Here is a 15,109-nt window from a genome sequence, read left to right on the forward strand (position 1 = left end):
TCGCATGACCGACAAGAAAACAGATGTAACGATGGAAAAGCTGGAGGCCCATCTTCGGGCGCTCGAGGCCGGATTCATCGCGCTGGCGCGCCTCTATCCGGAACGCGATGCCCTCTTCGCCGAGTTCGATCGCAACATCAGCTCGATCGCCGCGTCGTTCTCGAAGATCGGGCGCGACGACGACTGGAAGGCGAGCCTGTTTGGACATCGCGACGCGCTCAAAGAGCTAATCGACCGAAAGCCCTGATCCGATCTGCTTCGGCATCCAATTCGGCTTCGCTCGTTGATCGAGGAATAAGTCCGCCCCCACCGCCGGACGGCCGGACTCCGTCAACCTTGACGGTCACGACGAAGTTGTCGTGTACCTCGTACGTTCCGATGGAGCCGAGCCGAGCATGCTTGCCGCTCGACGGCTTCCGTTCGAGCCGCACCGGCTTGAACACGCGGGTCTTCTTCACTCCCCCTCCTTCGGATCGCCGATTACTTCCTTGTGCAGTTCGAGAAGCTTGCTCACGACCTCGTAGGACACGCGCTTTCCTCGTTTCCCCGTGTAAAGGCTGGAAACGGTTGATTGGTCGATACCCGTGCGTCGCTCGATCTCCATCTGAGTGAGACCGGCGGCCATGAGGTCAGAAATCATCTGTTGAGCGTTCATGCGACCCAGAATATTGCATTTGTACTTGAATAGCAAGTACCAATGCAATCGCACACCCTATTACGATTGCAATATGAATACATTCGGATTCCGCGTGCGCGAACTGCGCGAGAAGGCAAAGTGGTCGCAGGAGGACCTAGCAAAGGCGGCCAACGTCTCGCAGTCGACCATTGCGCAGATTGAGGGCGGTAGGAACAAGGGCTCGAAACACATCCTTGCGCTGGCGCACGCCCTCAATGTGTCCCCCGAATGGCTCCAGCATGGCGATACGAAAGGGACGTCATATGCCATCCCCGTGATTGCAAAGCAGCTCAGTGAATCGCCGGACGTCAGCCGCGCTGCGCGAGCATTGATCGAGGCGATCAAGGAGGCCGACCGCAACGGAACGTCCCCTGAGGCATTCGATGTCCTGAAGCAAACGCTCAGGCTTTTAGGGAAACGCGCTCCTGATCCTGATGAACCGTTTGACGTTGAAGATCCAGGCCAGTAATCGGAGTCAAATTCCAGTCATACATCAGGGCACGCGTCCGCCTCGCAAGTTTCCCTGTCACAACACTTCTGGCCATGACGCCGGGCCCCTGAAGCTCGGTCAGCCAATCATGGATGCCATCAGCGCTACGCCCCACAACGCGCACGAGCAACCCGATTCGCCCAGGCACACCGCACTTCGTGACGATCGCCAGATCGCCTGGCTTGCACCGCAGCCCTGCTGCCTTAGCATCCCCGTTCATCGCTTCCCTCGCAATTTCTTCTGACGAAATACTGTATGGATGTACAGTAGTTTAGCGAAATAATGGGGGCGCTTTCAATAGCATTGTTGGGCGCTGTCGAGCGAGTAAGCCTTTCCGAAGCACTGCACTCTCCCCTCAGCAAGGCTATGACAAATTCAATTGCAAATGTACTTGACCGAGCTTAGTACATTTGCAATACTTCACTCCAACGCAGCACACAACGCGCTGCGCCACCGCCCAGGCGGATCGCTCTCTAACAATCGAAGGTATGCCGGGACCGCTTCTGCGGAGCAACCGGCCGGCGCGATCAGCGTCGTGAGTCAGGACGGACGCAGCGGAAGACCGCTGTGCGCCGAGCGAGCCTGATGCAAGACAGCCAGAGCAACACGTGACCGATGGCGTGGTAATCGGCACACAACCTCGCGCGGCTCGGAGCCGGCACGGCCGGGAGTAGCCGGGCGCGCGAGTGAAAGCAGTTCTGACCGGTGGCGGTTCTTATTCGAGGCGCCACCGGTGAGAGCTGCAGCAGCAAGCACCGTTTGCCGTTTCACACCCCAATTTACTTAGCAGTTCTTCCTTTCTGGAGTTTCCATGAACGCGCCCACCCCCACCGCTGTTTCCATTCCGCAGCTCGCCGAGGGCGAGATCTACGTCGGCATCGTCACGAATACGGCCGGCGAACGGCATTACGTCGTGCTCCTGCCGGGCGACAACGACGACGCAACGTGGCAGGCCCAGATGGAGTGGGCGCAGTCGATCGGAGGCGACCTGCCGACGCGGGTCGAAATGCTCTTCCTTCTGGAAAACCATCGCGACGAGTTCGAGCGCGACGCGTACTGGACGTGCCAACCGGACACCGATCCGGGCTACTCCGGCTGGGCGTGGTCCCAGGGCTTCGGCGATGGCTACCAGTACACCAGCCTCCAGTACGGCGAGTTGCGCGCCCGCGCCGTCCGCAGATTGCCCATTTAACCCTTCATCAATTTCAACTGCATGGAGGGTGCGATGCATCCGAACAATCGCCAGGTCGGAAACGTCCGCGCGCTCCCTTCGCGTATGGACGCCCTCGCCGACCACCGACAAGCAGCAGCCGATGATGCGGCGCTGACGCGCGACGAGCGTAACGAGGCAATTGCCGAGCGCGTGACGTTCGACGTGTTGCCGTTCTCCGCCAATCAGATCGCAGTGCTCGACGCAGCGCTGCGCCGCGGCTACATCGAGGACGTCTACGAGGTCTGGAACGTGTGTCAGGACGTCCTGAAGGCGGAAATCGCGCGCCGCATCTCGGCCGCTGACCTCGCCGCAGTCGCGCCGCGCTTCGCGCAGACTACCTGCTCGTCGTGCGGCGTCGCGCTCGGCCCGGGCAACGCAGGCATCAGCCACTGCGCCGACCACGGCGCGCCCTCGCTGCGTCTCCTGCGCGGGATCTGACATGGGCCGCTTCGTTGTGGGCGTAATTGCCCTCCTGATCCTCTGGCTCGTCGTTGAACTCGCCCACGCGCTCAAACGCTGGAACGACGACGAACACCACCGCGGCTGAGCCGCGCCAACCACACCGAGAGACCACATGGGACAGACCAACCATCCGCAAGGGCCGTGGGAAACGTGCGAGCCCGGCGACTACCTCGACTACGACGGCAACTGCATCGTCGTGCTCGGCGAAGACGAGCGAATCTGCATCGTGCTCGGCACGGGCGAGAAGTCCCAGGCGCGCGCCCAGTTGATCGCGGCATCGCCGGATATCGTCACCGCGCTGCGCCTCGTTGCCTCAAAAACCGTGCTCACGTCCGGCATCCGTGCCGTCGTCGACGCTGCGCTCGGCAAGGCCGGCTGCTCAGCACCGGTTCCGGTCGCTGATCCTGTGCGCCACATCACCGTCGCGGGATTGAATCGATGAGCCGGCGTGAATATCCCCGCATCGGGATGAATCGGCGTCGATCAGGCACGAAGCTCTGCAACTGCTGCAGCGCGACGGCGAAGTGGCAGGTCGAGTTTCAGGTCGACTGGTTCCGCGGCGACGACGAGTGTTTTCTGCTTTGTGACACACATCACGCGCTCGTTGCGGACATGAATCTCATCGAACTCACTCGCCTGAAGGCCGAAGAGAACGCTCGTCGCCGTTCCACTCAGAAGGTGAATTCATGATGCGCGCCACGCACGATAACGCACTGCTGCTCGTCGCCGACCGCGCGCCGCGCGTTCGGCGCGCCATCGAGGCCGGCGTGTGGATGGCCGCCTACGGCATCGCGATCGCTGGCCTTTGGTACGGCTCGCTCGTCGCCGGCCCCTATCTGCGGAGCCTCGGATGACGCCCTTCGATTTTCTCGGCGCGCTGCTCGAACGCATCCACGCGCGCAGCCCGGTCGTCAGCTACATCGTCGCGAGCTTGATCGCCGCCGCATGCATGTATGCCGTCGCCGCCCTCAATGCCGACGGCACCAGCGCCGTCGCCAACCTCGTGAGAACCTGATGAACCCGTCCGTCTACACCGTCCGCGCGTCCAGCTGGGGCGCACTCTTCGACTGCGCGTACCGCTGGGAGGGGATCCACCTCCTGAACATGCGCAACGTGGTCGGCCTGCGCGCCGCACTTGGCACCGCGATTCACGCCGGCACGGCCGTGTTCGACCAGGCACGGCTCGATGGCTCGGGCCTGACCGTAGACGATGCGGCCGGCGCGTTCGTCGACAAGCTGCGCGACCCGGAGAACGAGTTCGATCCGGAGCGCGACGACCTGAGCATGTCCGACGCCGAGCGCATCGGCCTGTCGCTCACGACGAAGTACTGCCTCGATTTCGCGCCGCGCTACCACTTCATCGCGGTCGAGATGGAAACGAAGCCCCTCGAAATCGACTGCGGCGGCGACGTCATCGTGCGCCTGACCGGCACGATGGACCGTGCACGCGTGCGCCGCTCGGCAGCCGGCGTCGGCATCGCAGACCTGAAAAGCGGCTCATCGGCAGTCCAGAAAGGCGCGGCGGTCACAAAGGGACACGGCCCGCAGATCGGCACGTACGAGCTGCTGTACGAGCACACGACCGGCGAAAAAATCGGCGACACCGCCGAGATCATCGGCCTGAAGACGAAGGGCATGCCCGAGGTCGCGACCGCGCCGATCGCGAATTCGAAGCGCGTGATGGTCGGCACCGAGGAAACACCCGGGCTGATCCAGTTCGCCGCGGACATGTTCCGGTCCGGCCGCTTCTACCCCAACCCGAAATCGCTGCTGTGCGACAAGAAGTACTGCCCGCGCCACGGCACCTGCCAGTTCCACGACTAACTCGCGAGATCTCCATGTCCACGCCTACCACCCTGGAATCCGTCCGATCACCGCTCCCGCGCGAAGCCAGCCTACCCGCCGTCGCCCCGGGCTTCGGCTCCCTTCAATCGTTCGAGCTGATGCAGCGCGCGGCGAACCTGCTCGCGTCGTCAACGCTCGTGCCCGCCGCGTACCGCAAGGTGATCGAGAAGCTCGACAAGTACGGCAATGTGAAGGAATCACGCGACAACCCGAACGCGCTCGCGAACGCCGTCGTGGCGCTGAACATGGCGCAGCGCATGGGCGCCGATCCGCTGATGGTGATGCAGAACCTATACATCGTCGAGGGCCGGCCGTCGTGGTCCTCGCAGTGGATCATCGCCGCCGTGAACGGCTGCGGCCGGTTCTCTCCGCTGCGCTTCGACATCAAGGTGCTCGGCGCGAAAAACGTCGACTACGTCGAGACGTTCTGGGAGAACAACCAGCGCCAGAAGCGCACGATCAGCGTGCCGATCACGGACAAGGTCTGCGTCGCATGGGCGATCGAGAAGGAAACGGGCGAACGCATCGAGTCGCCCGCCGTGTCGATCGAGATGGCCGTCAAGGAAGGCTGGTACACGAAGAACGGCAGCAAGTGGCAGACGATGGACGAGGTCATGCTGCGCTATCGCACGGCGTCGTTCTTCGGGAAGCTGTATGCGCCCGAGCTGCTGATGGGCCTCACGACCGTCGAGGAAGCGGCCGACATCGTCGACGTGCACGACGACGGCAGCTACTCGGTGAACCGCGCCACGCTCGACGAGCTGCGCGTCAGCCGCGTCCAACCTGCCGACGAAGTACCGCGCGGCACCGCGCCGGCACAGACTGGGCCCGCGTCCGAACCGCAGACCGACGGCGCGCCGGCTGCCGCGCAGGCGGATCCGGTCGGCGACCAGGACGAGCCTCGCGCCGGCGCCAGTCAGAGCCAAGGCGGTTTCGAGTTCGACGTCGAGGGCCTGGTGCGCGGCATCCGCGAGGACATCGAGTCCGCCGCGACCGCCGAGGATCTCGACCTCGCGCGCAGCGCGATCGCCGGGGTGCCGGACGAAGCCGCAAAGGCGGACCTGAACGCAGCGGCATCGGCGCGCATGCGCGCCATCACCGCAGCAGCCGAACAGGCTCAGCAACAACCGCGCGCCGGTGCTGCCCGCCGCACGCGCGCGCCGATCAGCGCCGACTAACCGGAATCTCCCATGAAGATCACCGACATCTACGTCTCGAAAGTGCTCGGGATCCACGCCGCAGACCTGCGGCTGTCGAAGCCCGTCGCACTCTTCGCCGGACCAAACGGCGCCGGCAAGAGCAGTCTGCAGGAAGCTGTGCGCATGGCGCTGACCGGTGACACCGTGCGCGTCTCGCTGAAGAAGGAATACGGGTCGCTCGTCACCGAGGGTTCCGAGGCTGGCCAGATCGTCGTCGCGTGCGGCGAGCAGGCAAACAGCGTCATGCTGCCGTCGGGGAAGCTGAAGCGCGAACTCGCCGAAGATCCGCGCCTTCCGCTGGTGCTCGACGCGCAGCGGTTCGCGCACCTCGGTTCGGCCGAGCGCCGCGCGTTCCTGTACGACCTGATGGGTGTGAAGATCGGCGTCGACGAAATGCGTCTCCGGCTGCTCGATAAGCTCGGGCTTCGCGCCGATGCGTTGCCAGCGCCGGCCGCCGCACGGCTCGCAGCCGTCACACCTATGTTGCGCGCCGGCTTCGAGGCGGCGCAGAAGGAGGCGGCCGACCGCGCGCGCGGTGCGAAGCAGTCGTGGCGCAACGCGACCGGCGAGACCTACGGCAGCCAGAAGGGTGCGACCTGGCGCCCGGCGCCGGTCGAGTTCGACGAAGCAGCGTTACGGAAGCTCACAGGCGACCGCGCGGCGCTCGACGACCGGATCGGCGAACTGCAGCAGCAGATCGGCGCAGCCGACGCGGCGGACACCGCGGCACGTGCGCGCGCGTCGAAAATCGCCGACCTTCGCACGCGCGCCGCCGGTTACGCGAAGGCGGTCGAGCTCGCGCAGCTCGCCGACGAGCAGGTCGCCGAATTCCTGCCCAAGGTCGAAGCGCTTCGTGTGCTCGCCGGCGCGGCTCCGGCCGGCACCGAATGTACGTGCCCCGACTGCGGCGCACTCCTGCGCTATCTCAACGGCGTACTGTCGGCGGCGGCCGCAGCCGGAGCGCGCGACGCCGACGCGGCCGCGAAGCTGCCCGAGTATGAGCACGGCCTGAAGACGCTGCAAAACGCGGCCGCGAACCGGAAACGTGACGTCGAAGCAGCTGAATCGGCCGCGACGCAGCTGCGGGCGCTCGAAGACGACGCGGAGGGAAGCGGCGCGGCCGCTGCGCGCGAAAGCGGCGACGCCGCGCGCTCGGAGCTGGCCGACCTTCAGCGCCATCGAAAGCAGCTCGACACCGACATTGCGACGCTTCGCGAAATCGAGCGGCGCGCTGCCGGGGCCGCCGATCTGGCAAAGCAGGCTGCGGCACTGCACGAAGACGTCGCGGCATATGAGGCGATCGCCGACGCGCTCGCGCCGAACGGCATACCGGCCGACCTGCTCAGCGAAGCGCTCACGCCGATGAACGAGCGCCTGACGGACCTGGCCGAGATGTCCGAATGGGCAGACGTGACGATCACGCCGGAGATGGAAGTTCTCGCCGACGGCCGCGCGTACGCCCTGCTCTCCGAATCGGAACGCTGGCGCGTCGACGCGCACATCGCCGCGGCAATCAGCCGCTTCTCAGGCCTGAAGATGCTCGTGCTCGATCGTGCCGACGTCCTGGTCGGGCCGCAGCGCGACCGGCTGCTCTACTGGCTCGATGATCTCGCCTACACCGGCCAAGTCGATACCGCCCTCGTGTTCATGAGCCTGAAGTCGGCGCCGGCCGGCCTGCCGGACGGCATCGAGGCATTCTGGGTCGAAGATGGACAGGTCGGCGCCACCGCGCCGCGCGCAGTACGGGAGGCAGCGTGAGAGAGGACATTGAGCGGTATCTCGCTGATACGTCGGAAGCCACGGCGAAGGCCGTGGCGACCGGAACAGGACTTCCGCAGCTCGACGTGACGAAGGAGTTGAACCGCATGCTTGGCGACGGGCTGGTCGAGCGCGAAAAGCGCGCCGGCGGCGGCAACGAATACGTGTATTGGCTCGCGCGCGCGCTGCAGGCGCCCCCGCCGCCAGGCGACACGCCGTCGTCCCCCGCAGCGCCGGCGCTGGTATCCGTCGGCCTGGTCGAGAAGTCGCTGGACCCGAACGCCGGCGTCATCGACGCCGCGCGAACCATCGCGGACCTGCGCGCCGACGTCGAGCGCCTCACCGCCGAACGCGACGCCGCGCATCTGAAGGCCGACACCTGGCGCACAAACGCCGCGACGCTCGAGGCTCGTATCGACGAGCTGACGCTCGGCCCGGTCGGCGCCCGCGCACCGCTGTTCGTGACGATCGGCCGCACGTGTAAGCCGCAGCGTCACGCGTCGCTCGAACTCGCGCAACGCCGCGGCAGCGCGCTCGTGCGCAGCGAGAAGGAATCCGAGGTGCTCGTGCTCGAACCGGTTGGCCGGATCATGCGCGGCACGCAATGGATGCCCCGCTGATTCAACAGAGCCTATCCCGCGCGGCTTACCTCGGTCCGAGCGGCATTCGAAGGGCGCGATTCGGCGCCCTTCTCTTTTCCGGAGAAACCATGCAGATCCAGCTTCCCACGCTCGCTGAAGGCGAGATCTACCTCGGCGGCTTCGTCGACAAGAACGGCGACGTCACGCACACGATCCTGCTGCCCGGCGAGAACGATCGCGGGACCTGGCAGGAACAGATGGACTGGGCCAAGAGCCGCGGCGGGGACCTTCCGACGCGCGCCGAGCTCGTGGTCGCCTACGAGCAGCACCGCGACCTGTTCGAGAAGGCGGCGTACTGGTCCAACACGCCGGATGACGATCCCGATTATGCCGGCTGGGCGTGGTACCAGAACTTCTACGATGGCACCCAGATCAGCTACCACCAGGGCTACGAGTTGCGCGCCCGCGCCGTCCGCAGATTGTCGATTTAACCCTTCATCCATTCACAATCGGAGCATGCAATGACGATCACGCTCGAACAGATCGAAGCAGATCACGCGCGCATCGGCGCGATGATCGACGAGTTCAAAAAGCAGCCGCGCGCGACCGAGTACCAAGTCGACGCCGTCACGATTCCGCTCGCGGCCGGTGAGCGCATCGCCGGGCAGATCCTTCTCGAAGACGGTTCGCTGAGCCACTACCTGATTCTCCTGCCGGGCGATGCCGAAGATCTGGACTGGGAAGCGGCGAAGGCCTGGGCCGCCGAACGTGGCGGCGAACTGCCGACGCGGCGGGAGCAATCGCTCCTGTTCGCGAACCTGAAGGGCGAGTTCGAGCCGAGCTGGTACTGGTCCAGCGAGCGCCACGAATCGAACTCCGGCTGGGCGTGGTGCCAGTACTTCAACGGTGGCTACCAGTACGGCAACCGCCAGGGCCTCGAGTTGCGCGCCCGCGCCGTCCGCAGATTTATCCCTTCAGTTTTTTGATCATTTAACCCACCGTGGCCCTGCACAACCAACTCCCGATATATCGAGCGGCCTACGGGCTGCTCGATGACGTCACCAGCCTGGTCAAGAACATGCCCCGCGACTTCAAGCGCAGTATCGGCGAGAAGATCAGCGCGGAGTGCATCGAGATCATGGTGTTGGTGTTCCGCGCGAACGTCGCGGCCAACAAGGCGCCGCACCTGGTCGAATTGCTCGAGCGCCTTCAGGTGATCGAGCTGCTGCTTCGGCTCAGCATGGACAAGCGCCTGATCGCGCGGGAAGGCTACGCAGCTGCCGTCGAGAAAACGACGAGCATCGGGAAGCAGGCCACCGGCTGGAAGAACGCCGCAAACCGTCGCCCGCTCCGCTAAGGTCAAGGCCTTCGCGGCTGAGCGATATATCAATCTGGTCGTGCCGCTGGCTCACAAGGCCACCGCCATGCGCAATGAGGAAACCGGCCGCCGGCGTGCGGAAAGGTCCAGCGCAGTTTCCCGACTGAGAAATCGGCCGGGCGACGTAGATCGCACGATACCTCCGGCTGGGCGTGGTACCAGAACTTCAACAATGGCAACCAGAACAACAACCACCAGAACAACGAGTTGCGCGCCCGCGCCGTCCGCAGATCGAGGGCCGTTATCGTTCGCCGAGCTGGTCGAAGCATATCTCGACTGTCGGCGAACGAAGAGAAACAGCAATGCAGCGCTCGCGTTCGAGATGCGGCTCGAACGGAACCTGCGCCGCCTGTACGACGAGCTGGCCGACGGCAGCTACATGCCCGGCCGCTCGAAGTGCTTCGTCATTACGCGACCGAAGCCGCGCGAAGTCTGGGCGGCTGCGTTTCGCGATCGCATCGTGCACCACCTGCTGTACAACCGGATCGGCCCCCGCTTCGAGCGGTCTTTCATCGCCGATTCCTGCGCCTGCATCAAGGGGCGCGGCACGCTGTACGCTGCGCAGCGCCTCGAATCGAAGGTGCGATCGATCACGCAGAACTGGTCGAGGCGCGCGTTCTACCTGAAGTGCGATCTCGCGAACTTCTTCGTCAGCATCGACAAGCTGATCCTGCGCGACCTGTTGCTCGCGAAGATCTCCGAGCCGTTCTGGCGATCGCTGACCGAAACCGTGCTGATGCACGATCCACGGGGCGACTACGAGTACCACGGCGATCCCGCCATGATGGAGCTCGTGCCGCCCCACAAGCGGTTGCTCGAACAGGCACCGGACCTTGGGCTGCCGATCGGGAACCTGTCGAGCCAGTTTTTCGCGAACGTCTACCTCGACGTGCTCGACCAACGCGCGAAGCACGTGCTCGGCGCGCGGCACTACGTCCGCTACGTCGACGATTTCGTGTTCCTGCACAACTCGCCGGCGCGGCTGAACGAGATCCTCGCCGACGTAACCGCGTTCCTGCCCGCGCAGCTCGGCGCGCGGATCAACCCGCGCAAAACCATCCTGCAACCGATCGACCGCGGCATCGACTTCGTCGGCCAGGTCATCAAGCCGTGGCGCCGCGAGACGCGGAAACGCACGCGCAACGAAGCGCTGCGGCGCGTCGCCGAGACGCCGGCCGCCGACCTGATGCCGGTCGCAAATTCGTATTTCGGCCTGCTGCGCCAGGCAACAGCAAACCATCACGACCGAGCGAGCCTCGCGAACGTCCTTCGATCGCTCGGCAAAGCCGTTGATCGCGATCTCACGAAAACTTTCTGAGGATTACATCATGACCATCCAAACCGAAAGCAGCCACGCAGCTGATGTGCGCGTCGTCTGGAGCCGCAACAACGAGGATTTCACGTGTGACGAGCTTGATGAGCTGCTCGACACACACGACGACCTCACCGTCGGCGACGTGGTGTTCGTCGGCGATGCCGAACCCGTCCCGATCAAGTACCTATGCGATGCGGACGACGTGATTGGCACGATGGGAGATCGTGCCTACGACCAAGTCGGCGAATACGCGGATGGCTACCCGGACGTCACGCCAGAAGCAAGGGCCGAACTCGATGCGCTGCTGGCCGGCTGGATCGAGAAGCACGCGAAGCCGACGTTCTACAGCGTCGTCAATGTGCGCCAGTACGTCATCACCGCTGCCGACATGGAGGGCCGGGAACAATGACCACCACCGATACCCCGCGCGCCGCTATGCCGGCCGACCTCCAGGGGCTGCGCCGCGCGATTCTCACGCCGCGCGAGATCGTGCGCGACGAGGAAGGCATGCTGTCGCACCCGTCCGTCCCGTACCTCGACGAGGACGTGAACTACGAGACGTTCTTCGCCGCTTTCGATATCGAAGCCGCGTTCATCCACATGGAGAACGACGTCGATTGCGACACGTACGAACAGTACTTCGCATCCAATTGTGCGAACTGCAGCTTCTGGACGCCGAGCGCGCCGGCCGGCGACGGCTGGCTGCTGCTCGAAATCTACGACACCGAAGACGGCCCGGTCGCGCTGTACGTGCGCGAGAAGAAACGTGAATCGATGCGCGATCGCCTGAAGCGGAAAGAACAGGAGACGTGCGCCGCCACGCGGTCGGAGTCGCTCATCAAGAGCCTGTCGGACATCATCCACGACCAGACCGTCGCAATGCAGTCGGCAGTTATCGAGTGGCAGTACGGGAAAGGTGCTGAAGCCGGCCTGAGCTGGATCGTCAACACGCTGGAGGGGCCGGGCAACTTCCCCGATTTCGATGCACCCCACGGCAAGCATGCTCAGTTTTGGTTCAATGCAAATCAGGCAAATCCGCTCCCGGCGTGCTTCTGCGGCAATCCGTCTTCATCGCTCTGGATGGGACAAGGCTTCTGCTGCGACGAACACTATCGCGAGGCCCGGGCCAAACACGACACTGCCCGCGCAGGAGCCAGCCAATGAAAGCCCTTTCAATCCGCCAGCCGTGGGCTTGGCTCGTGGCCCACGGCCACAAAGACATCGAAAATCGAAGTTGGCCGACGTCGTATCGCGGGCCACTGCTGATCCATGCGAGTAAGGGCATGACGCGCGCAGAGTACGAGAACGCTATGCGCTTCGCGATCGTGGCAGGCGTGGCATACGAGCAGTTGCAGCGCTTCGACGACTCGGCGCGCGGCGGCATCATCGGCGTCACCGACCTGTTCGACTGTGTGCCGCCGTCGCGCGCTGAATCGCCGTGGCACATCGAAGGCAACTACGGCTTCGCGCTGCGCAACGCCAGACCGCTGCCATTCCTCCCCTACACCGGACGGCTCGGTATCTTCGAAGTGCCCGACGAGGTCCTGCACTTCGACCGCATGGGAGCAGAAGCATGAGCGAGAACACGAAGATTGAATGGTGCGATCATACTTTCAACCCGTGGGAAGGCTGCCAGAAGGTGGGCCCGGGCTGTGACCACTGCTACGCCGAGACGCGCAACGCGCGCTTCGCGGGAGGTGTGGCCGTGAACTGGGGGCCCGGCGCGCCGCGTCGCCGCACGTCGGCAGCGAACTGGCGGAAGCCGCTGCAGTGGAACCGGGACAGCACGTTCTACGCAATCCACGGCCGGCGCCAGCGCGTGTTTTGCGCTTCGCTCGCCGACGTGTTCGACAACGAGGTCGACCTGTTGTGGCGCCGCGACCTGTTCAAGCTGATTGTCGACACGCCGAATCTCGACTGGCTGCTGCTGACGAAGCGGATCGGCAACGTGCCGACGATGCTGCGCCACATCGGCGTCGAGCGGCTGCCCGATAACGTCTGGATCGGTGCGACGATCGTCAACCAGAAGGAAGCCGACCGCGACATCCCGAAGCTGCTCGAGGTGCCGGCGCGCGTGCGCTTCCTGTCGATGGAACCTTTGCTCGGCCCCGTGCGCCTCGATGCCATTCGCGGTCACGAATGGGACGAGGATCTTCGCGTGGATGTGCTGACGGGATACGGGATCACGTCTCCCCGTCAAGAAGAGCCTCATCGGGTTCTGGACGAGATGATCGATTGGGTGATCGTCGGCGGTGAAAGCGGTCCCGGCGCGCGGCCCATGCACCCGGACTGGGCCCGCTCGCTGCGCGACCAGTGTTCGGCCGCCGGCGTCGCATTCCATTTCAAACAACACGGCGAATGGGCGCTGGGCTCTGGCGACTTCGGCACCGGCCGCTTCGAAACCGCCGCGATCGCGCGCGACGGCCGTATTGCGACGGGCGGCCACCGCGTCGAGGACTTCCCGAACGGCGCGGCGAGCGGCGACGGTTGGGCGATGGTCCACCGTGCCGGCAAGCGCGCCGCCGGCCGCCACCTCGACGGCCGCACACACAACGAATTCCCGGAGGTATCGTGAACATTCGACTGATGAGCGAACAGGACCTGATCGACGTCACGGGGAAGAAGCGCCATAGCGCGCAAGTCGCATGGTTCAAGCTGCACTTCGGGTTAACTCCCGTGCAGAGCGCCGACGGCCGAATCATCATCACCTGGTCGGCCTTTGAAGGGCTGCAGGCGAAGCGCGCCGGAATCGGGATCCCGACTTCTGGCGGTGGCGAGCGCCCGCAGCTCGTTCCTCTCCGGAGGGCAGCTTGAACGCAAGGCGTAGAAAGAAAGACGAGCCATGGCCGCGCCGGGTTTACGTCCGGTCCAGCACGTTCTGGTGGGTACGCCCCACCGACGAACAGTGGATCAAGCTCTGCCGCGTCGAGGATGGCGAGACGAAGATGCTCGAGCGTCTCGCCGAAGAGAAGCGCAAGATCGAGATCGATCCGAACGCCGGCAACATGCCGCGCCTGGTCGACATCTACATGGACACGCACCAGACGAAGTATGCCGAGTCGTTCCGAGCCGAGTGGCGCCGGCGCGGCGAGTCGGTGAAAACTGGGTTCGTCCACTTCGATATACAGCAGGTCGATGCGGGGGCGATCTACGATTTCCTGCACGACAACTGGGGTGACAAGCTGCCGACGTTTCAGGCCATGCACGCATGGCTGTCGAAGTTCTTCGCCTGGGCGACCGTCAAGCGGTATGCCGCGTCGAACCCGTGCCGCGAGATCGAGGTCAAGAAGCCGAAAAAGCGGAAGGTCTACATCCCGAACGAGCATTTCCTCGCGATCCGCGAGGCTCTAGGTGTTTACACCTACGAAAAGAAGATCAAGGGCGAGAAGCGCACGATCTCGGCGAAGGTGCCGACCGGCCCGATGATGCAGGTGTTCATCGACCTCTGCTACCTGACCATCCAGCGCTCGACCGAGATCCGCGAGCTGCTCTGGAAGGCGGACCCCTCCGACCCGTTCGGGTGCAGTTGGGTCGACGAGAAAGCCGGCGTCATCCACTTCGTGCCGTCGAAGACCGAGGACAGCAGCGGCGAAACGGTCGACTGGCCGATCACGCCCGAGATTCAAGCCGTGCTCATTCGAGCGAAGGCGCTCGCGCCGACGTTCGGCCAACGATATGTGGTGCGCGATGAGAACGGGGCGCCGAAGACGGACGCAGCGTGCCGGGACGCTTGGCGAGATGCGAAACGTCGCGCCGGCCTCGCGAAGATGCCCTACACCGTGAAGGATATTCGGGCCAAGGCCATGACCGACGCAAAGCGCGCGGGCTACGACATCGACGCGCTGCAGATCGCTGCAGCGCACGCGGATCGGGCCACGACCGAGATCTACATCAAGTCGCGCGAGGTGCCGGTCTCAACGATCAGGATGGCGTTGCCGGCCGCCTGATTTTGGAAGTCTTCCAAATGGGCACCTGGACGCGCCGAGGTAGAAAAGAGAAAGCCCGCGTAACCGATTGATTACGCGGGCTTAATTTGGTCGGGGCGAGAGGATTTGAACCTCCGACCACCTGCACCCCATGCAGGTACGCTACCAGGCTGCGCTACGCCCCGAAAGAAAAAAATTATAACAGACAGTTTTCCGATTTAGAACGGGCCGCATGCATTTTGTGAATATTCTTGTGAAATTTTTTG

24 protein-coding genes and 1 tRNA gene are annotated in these 15,109 nt (G+C 64.2%); 22 read left to right on the plus strand and 3 right to left on the minus strand.

The genetic code is table 11. From position 1 onward, the window contains the following. Positions 1-4: 4 nt before the first annotated feature. On the plus strand, positions 5-247 hold the full coding sequence (locus tag CFB34_RS16400; RefSeq protein WP_143329439.1) for a hypothetical protein: 243 nt from the start codon (positions 5-7) through the stop codon (positions 245-247). Here the strand turns inward: CFB34_RS16400 and CFB34_RS16405 are convergent. After that, on the minus strand, positions 219-458 hold the full coding sequence (locus CFB34_RS16405; RefSeq protein ID WP_143329438.1) for a hypothetical protein: 240 nt from the start codon (positions 456-458) through the stop codon (positions 219-221). The two genes, CFB34_RS16400 and CFB34_RS16405, sit on opposite strands and share 29 nt — an antisense overlap. Further along, complete coding sequence (locus tag CFB34_RS16410; RefSeq protein WP_143329437.1) at positions 455-655, minus strand: helix-turn-helix transcriptional regulator; 201 nt, start codon at positions 653-655, stop codon at positions 455-457. The genes CFB34_RS16405 and CFB34_RS16410 overlap by 4 nt, the downstream gene beginning before the upstream one ends. 73 nt (positions 656-728) lie before the next feature. On the opposite strand from CFB34_RS16410, the gene CFB34_RS16415 reads away from it, so the two are divergent. The 21 genes from CFB34_RS16415 to CFB34_RS16515 all read left to right on the plus strand — a co-directional run bounded on the left by CFB34_RS16415 (position 729) and on the right by CFB34_RS16515 (position 14,864). Continuing rightward, a complete protein-coding gene (locus CFB34_RS16415; protein WP_179243628.1) occupies positions 729-1,145 on the plus strand; it encodes a helix-turn-helix domain-containing protein in 417 nt (138 codons plus the stop codon). A gap of 832 nt (positions 1,146-1,977) precedes the next feature. Next, positions 1,978-2,358 carry a DUF1566 domain-containing protein gene (locus CFB34_RS16420; RefSeq protein ID WP_089439902.1) on the plus strand — a complete coding sequence of 127 codons (381 nt, stop codon included), beginning with the start codon at positions 1,978-1,980 and terminating at the stop codon, positions 2,356-2,358. 33 nt (positions 2,359-2,391) lie between these two features. Beyond that, entirely contained in the window at positions 2,392-2,817 is a 426-nt protein-coding gene (locus tag CFB34_RS16425; RefSeq protein WP_089439901.1) for a hypothetical protein, read from the plus strand. Between the two features lie 136 nt (positions 2,818-2,953). Then, positions 2,954-3,283, plus strand: coding sequence for a hypothetical protein (locus CFB34_RS16430; protein ID WP_089439899.1), 330 nt, complete (start codon positions 2,954-2,956; stop codon positions 3,281-3,283). Further along, the gene (locus CFB34_RS16435) at positions 3,280-3,531 is read left to right on the plus strand and encodes a hypothetical protein (protein WP_143329436.1); all 252 of its coding nucleotides are present in this window, start codon (positions 3,280-3,282) and stop codon (positions 3,529-3,531) included. The genes CFB34_RS16430 and CFB34_RS16435 overlap by 4 nt, the downstream gene beginning before the upstream one ends. Beyond that, positions 3,528-3,695 carry a hypothetical protein gene (locus tag CFB34_RS16440; protein WP_179243606.1) on the plus strand — a complete coding sequence of 56 codons (168 nt, stop codon included), beginning with the start codon at positions 3,528-3,530 and terminating at the stop codon, positions 3,693-3,695. Before CFB34_RS16435 ends, CFB34_RS16440 begins: the two co-directional genes overlap by 4 nt. Continuing rightward, positions 3,692-3,856, plus strand: coding sequence for a hypothetical protein (locus CFB34_RS16445; RefSeq protein ID WP_167562609.1), 165 nt, complete (start codon positions 3,692-3,694; stop codon positions 3,854-3,856). Before CFB34_RS16440 ends, CFB34_RS16445 begins: the two co-directional genes overlap by 4 nt. Continuing rightward, positions 3,856-4,665, plus strand: coding sequence for a PD-(D/E)XK nuclease family protein (locus tag CFB34_RS16450; protein ID WP_089439897.1), 810 nt, complete (start codon positions 3,856-3,858; stop codon positions 4,663-4,665). Before CFB34_RS16445 ends, CFB34_RS16450 begins: the two co-directional genes overlap by 1 nt. A 14-nt stretch (positions 4,666-4,679) precedes the next feature. Continuing rightward, positions 4,680-5,864: a hypothetical protein gene (locus CFB34_RS16455; RefSeq protein ID WP_089439896.1), complete on the plus strand. Its 1,185-nt coding sequence runs from the start codon at positions 4,680-4,682 to the stop codon at positions 5,862-5,864. 12 nt (positions 5,865-5,876) lie between these two features. After that, complete coding sequence (locus CFB34_RS16460) at positions 5,877-7,643, plus strand: AAA family ATPase (RefSeq protein ID WP_089439895.1); 1,767 nt, start codon at positions 5,877-5,879, stop codon at positions 7,641-7,643. After that, on the plus strand, positions 7,640-8,263 hold the full coding sequence (locus tag CFB34_RS16465) for a 1-pyrroline-5-carboxylate dehydrogenase (RefSeq protein ID WP_089439894.1): 624 nt from the start codon (positions 7,640-7,642) through the stop codon (positions 8,261-8,263). The genes CFB34_RS16460 and CFB34_RS16465 overlap by 4 nt, the downstream gene beginning before the upstream one ends. A gap of 89 nt (positions 8,264-8,352) precedes the next feature. Next, positions 8,353-8,715, plus strand: a complete 363-nt coding sequence (locus tag CFB34_RS16470; RefSeq protein ID WP_089439893.1) for a DUF1566 domain-containing protein — start codon at positions 8,353-8,355, stop codon at positions 8,713-8,715. Between the two features lie 30 nt (positions 8,716-8,745). Further along, positions 8,746-9,210 carry a DUF1566 domain-containing protein gene (locus tag CFB34_RS16475; RefSeq protein ID WP_089439892.1) on the plus strand — a complete coding sequence of 155 codons (465 nt, stop codon included), beginning with the start codon at positions 8,746-8,748 and terminating at the stop codon, positions 9,208-9,210. 14 nt (positions 9,211-9,224) lie between these two features. Continuing rightward, the gene (locus CFB34_RS16480) at positions 9,225-9,581 is read left to right on the plus strand and encodes a four helix bundle protein (RefSeq protein WP_089439891.1); all 357 of its coding nucleotides are present in this window, start codon (positions 9,225-9,227) and stop codon (positions 9,579-9,581) included. Between the two features lie 343 nt (positions 9,582-9,924). Further along, the gene (locus CFB34_RS16485; protein ID WP_089439890.1) at positions 9,925-10,920 is read left to right on the plus strand and encodes an RNA-directed DNA polymerase; all 996 of its coding nucleotides are present in this window, start codon (positions 9,925-9,927) and stop codon (positions 10,918-10,920) included. Positions 10,921-10,930: 10 nt separating this feature from the next. Then, the gene (locus CFB34_RS16490) at positions 10,931-11,326 is read left to right on the plus strand and encodes a hypothetical protein (RefSeq protein WP_089439889.1); all 396 of its coding nucleotides are present in this window, start codon (positions 10,931-10,933) and stop codon (positions 11,324-11,326) included. Next, on the plus strand, positions 11,323-12,081 hold the full coding sequence (locus tag CFB34_RS16495; RefSeq protein ID WP_143329435.1) for a hypothetical protein: 759 nt from the start codon (positions 11,323-11,325) through the stop codon (positions 12,079-12,081). Before CFB34_RS16490 ends, CFB34_RS16495 begins: the two co-directional genes overlap by 4 nt. After that, positions 12,078-12,494, plus strand: coding sequence for an ASCH domain-containing protein (locus tag CFB34_RS16500; RefSeq protein ID WP_089439887.1), 417 nt, complete (start codon positions 12,078-12,080; stop codon positions 12,492-12,494). Before CFB34_RS16495 ends, CFB34_RS16500 begins: the two co-directional genes overlap by 4 nt. Then, positions 12,491-13,492, plus strand: a complete 1,002-nt coding sequence (locus tag CFB34_RS16505) for a phage Gp37/Gp68 family protein (protein ID WP_089439886.1) — start codon at positions 12,491-12,493, stop codon at positions 13,490-13,492. The genes CFB34_RS16500 and CFB34_RS16505 overlap by 4 nt, the downstream gene beginning before the upstream one ends. Next, the gene (locus CFB34_RS16510; protein WP_089439885.1) at positions 13,489-13,731 is read left to right on the plus strand and encodes a DUF4224 domain-containing protein; all 243 of its coding nucleotides are present in this window, start codon (positions 13,489-13,491) and stop codon (positions 13,729-13,731) included. The genes CFB34_RS16505 and CFB34_RS16510 overlap by 4 nt, the downstream gene beginning before the upstream one ends. Before the next feature lie 191 nt (positions 13,732-13,922). Then, the gene (locus CFB34_RS16515; protein WP_242808669.1) at positions 13,923-14,864 is read left to right on the plus strand and encodes a tyrosine-type recombinase/integrase; all 942 of its coding nucleotides are present in this window, start codon (positions 13,923-13,925) and stop codon (positions 14,862-14,864) included. Positions 14,865-14,951: 87 nt separating this feature from the next. Here the strand turns inward: CFB34_RS16515 and CFB34_RS16520 are convergent. Beyond that, positions 14,952-15,028 (minus strand) — tRNA-Pro (locus tag CFB34_RS16520). Positions 15,029-15,109: the final 81 nt, after the last annotated feature.

Source organism: Burkholderia sp. HI4860 (genome assembly GCF_002223045.2).
GTDB lineage: Bacteria > Pseudomonadota > Gammaproteobacteria > Burkholderiales > Burkholderiaceae > Burkholderia.

Bases quoted from the DNA above. Each gene is read 5' to 3' on its own strand.
- CFB34_RS16400 (WP_143329439.1), top strand. From the start codon at position 5: ATGACCGACAAGAAAACAGATGTAACGATGGAAAAGCTGGAGGCCCAT.
- CFB34_RS16410 (WP_143329437.1), bottom strand. From the start codon at position 655: ATGAACGCTCAACAGATGATTTCTGACCTCATGGCCGCCGGTCTCACT.
- CFB34_RS16415 (WP_179243628.1), top strand. From the start codon at position 729: ATGAATACATTCGGATTCCGCGTGCGCGAACTGCGCGAGAAGGCAAAG.
- CFB34_RS16420 (WP_089439902.1), top strand. From the start codon at position 1,978: ATGAACGCGCCCACCCCCACCGCTGTTTCCATTCCGCAGCTCGCCGAG.
- CFB34_RS16425 (WP_089439901.1), top strand. From the start codon at position 2,392: ATGCATCCGAACAATCGCCAGGTCGGAAACGTCCGCGCGCTCCCTTCG.
- CFB34_RS16430 (WP_089439899.1), top strand. From the start codon at position 2,954: ATGGGACAGACCAACCATCCGCAAGGGCCGTGGGAAACGTGCGAGCCC.
- CFB34_RS16435 (WP_143329436.1), top strand. From the start codon at position 3,280: ATGAGCCGGCGTGAATATCCCCGCATCGGGATGAATCGGCGTCGATCA.
- CFB34_RS16440 (WP_179243606.1), top strand. From the start codon at position 3,528: ATGATGCGCGCCACGCACGATAACGCACTGCTGCTCGTCGCCGACCGC.
- CFB34_RS16445 (WP_167562609.1), top strand. From the start codon at position 3,692: ATGACGCCCTTCGATTTTCTCGGCGCGCTGCTCGAACGCATCCACGCG.
- CFB34_RS16450 (WP_089439897.1), top strand. From the start codon at position 3,856: ATGAACCCGTCCGTCTACACCGTCCGCGCGTCCAGCTGGGGCGCACTC.
- CFB34_RS16455 (WP_089439896.1), top strand. From the start codon at position 4,680: ATGTCCACGCCTACCACCCTGGAATCCGTCCGATCACCGCTCCCGCGC.
- CFB34_RS16460 (WP_089439895.1), top strand. From the start codon at position 5,877: ATGAAGATCACCGACATCTACGTCTCGAAAGTGCTCGGGATCCACGCC.
- CFB34_RS16470 (WP_089439893.1), top strand. From the start codon at position 8,353: ATGCAGATCCAGCTTCCCACGCTCGCTGAAGGCGAGATCTACCTCGGC.
- CFB34_RS16475 (WP_089439892.1), top strand. From the start codon at position 8,746: ATGACGATCACGCTCGAACAGATCGAAGCAGATCACGCGCGCATCGGC.
- CFB34_RS16485 (WP_089439890.1), top strand. From the start codon at position 9,925: ATGCGGCTCGAACGGAACCTGCGCCGCCTGTACGACGAGCTGGCCGAC.
- CFB34_RS16490 (WP_089439889.1), top strand. From the start codon at position 10,931: ATGACCATCCAAACCGAAAGCAGCCACGCAGCTGATGTGCGCGTCGTC.
- CFB34_RS16495 (WP_143329435.1), top strand. From the start codon at position 11,323: ATGACCACCACCGATACCCCGCGCGCCGCTATGCCGGCCGACCTCCAG.
- CFB34_RS16500 (WP_089439887.1), top strand. From the start codon at position 12,078: ATGAAAGCCCTTTCAATCCGCCAGCCGTGGGCTTGGCTCGTGGCCCAC.
- CFB34_RS16505 (WP_089439886.1), top strand. From the start codon at position 12,491: ATGAGCGAGAACACGAAGATTGAATGGTGCGATCATACTTTCAACCCG.
- CFB34_RS16515 (WP_242808669.1), top strand. From the start codon at position 13,923: ATGCCGCGCCTGGTCGACATCTACATGGACACGCACCAGACGAAGTAT.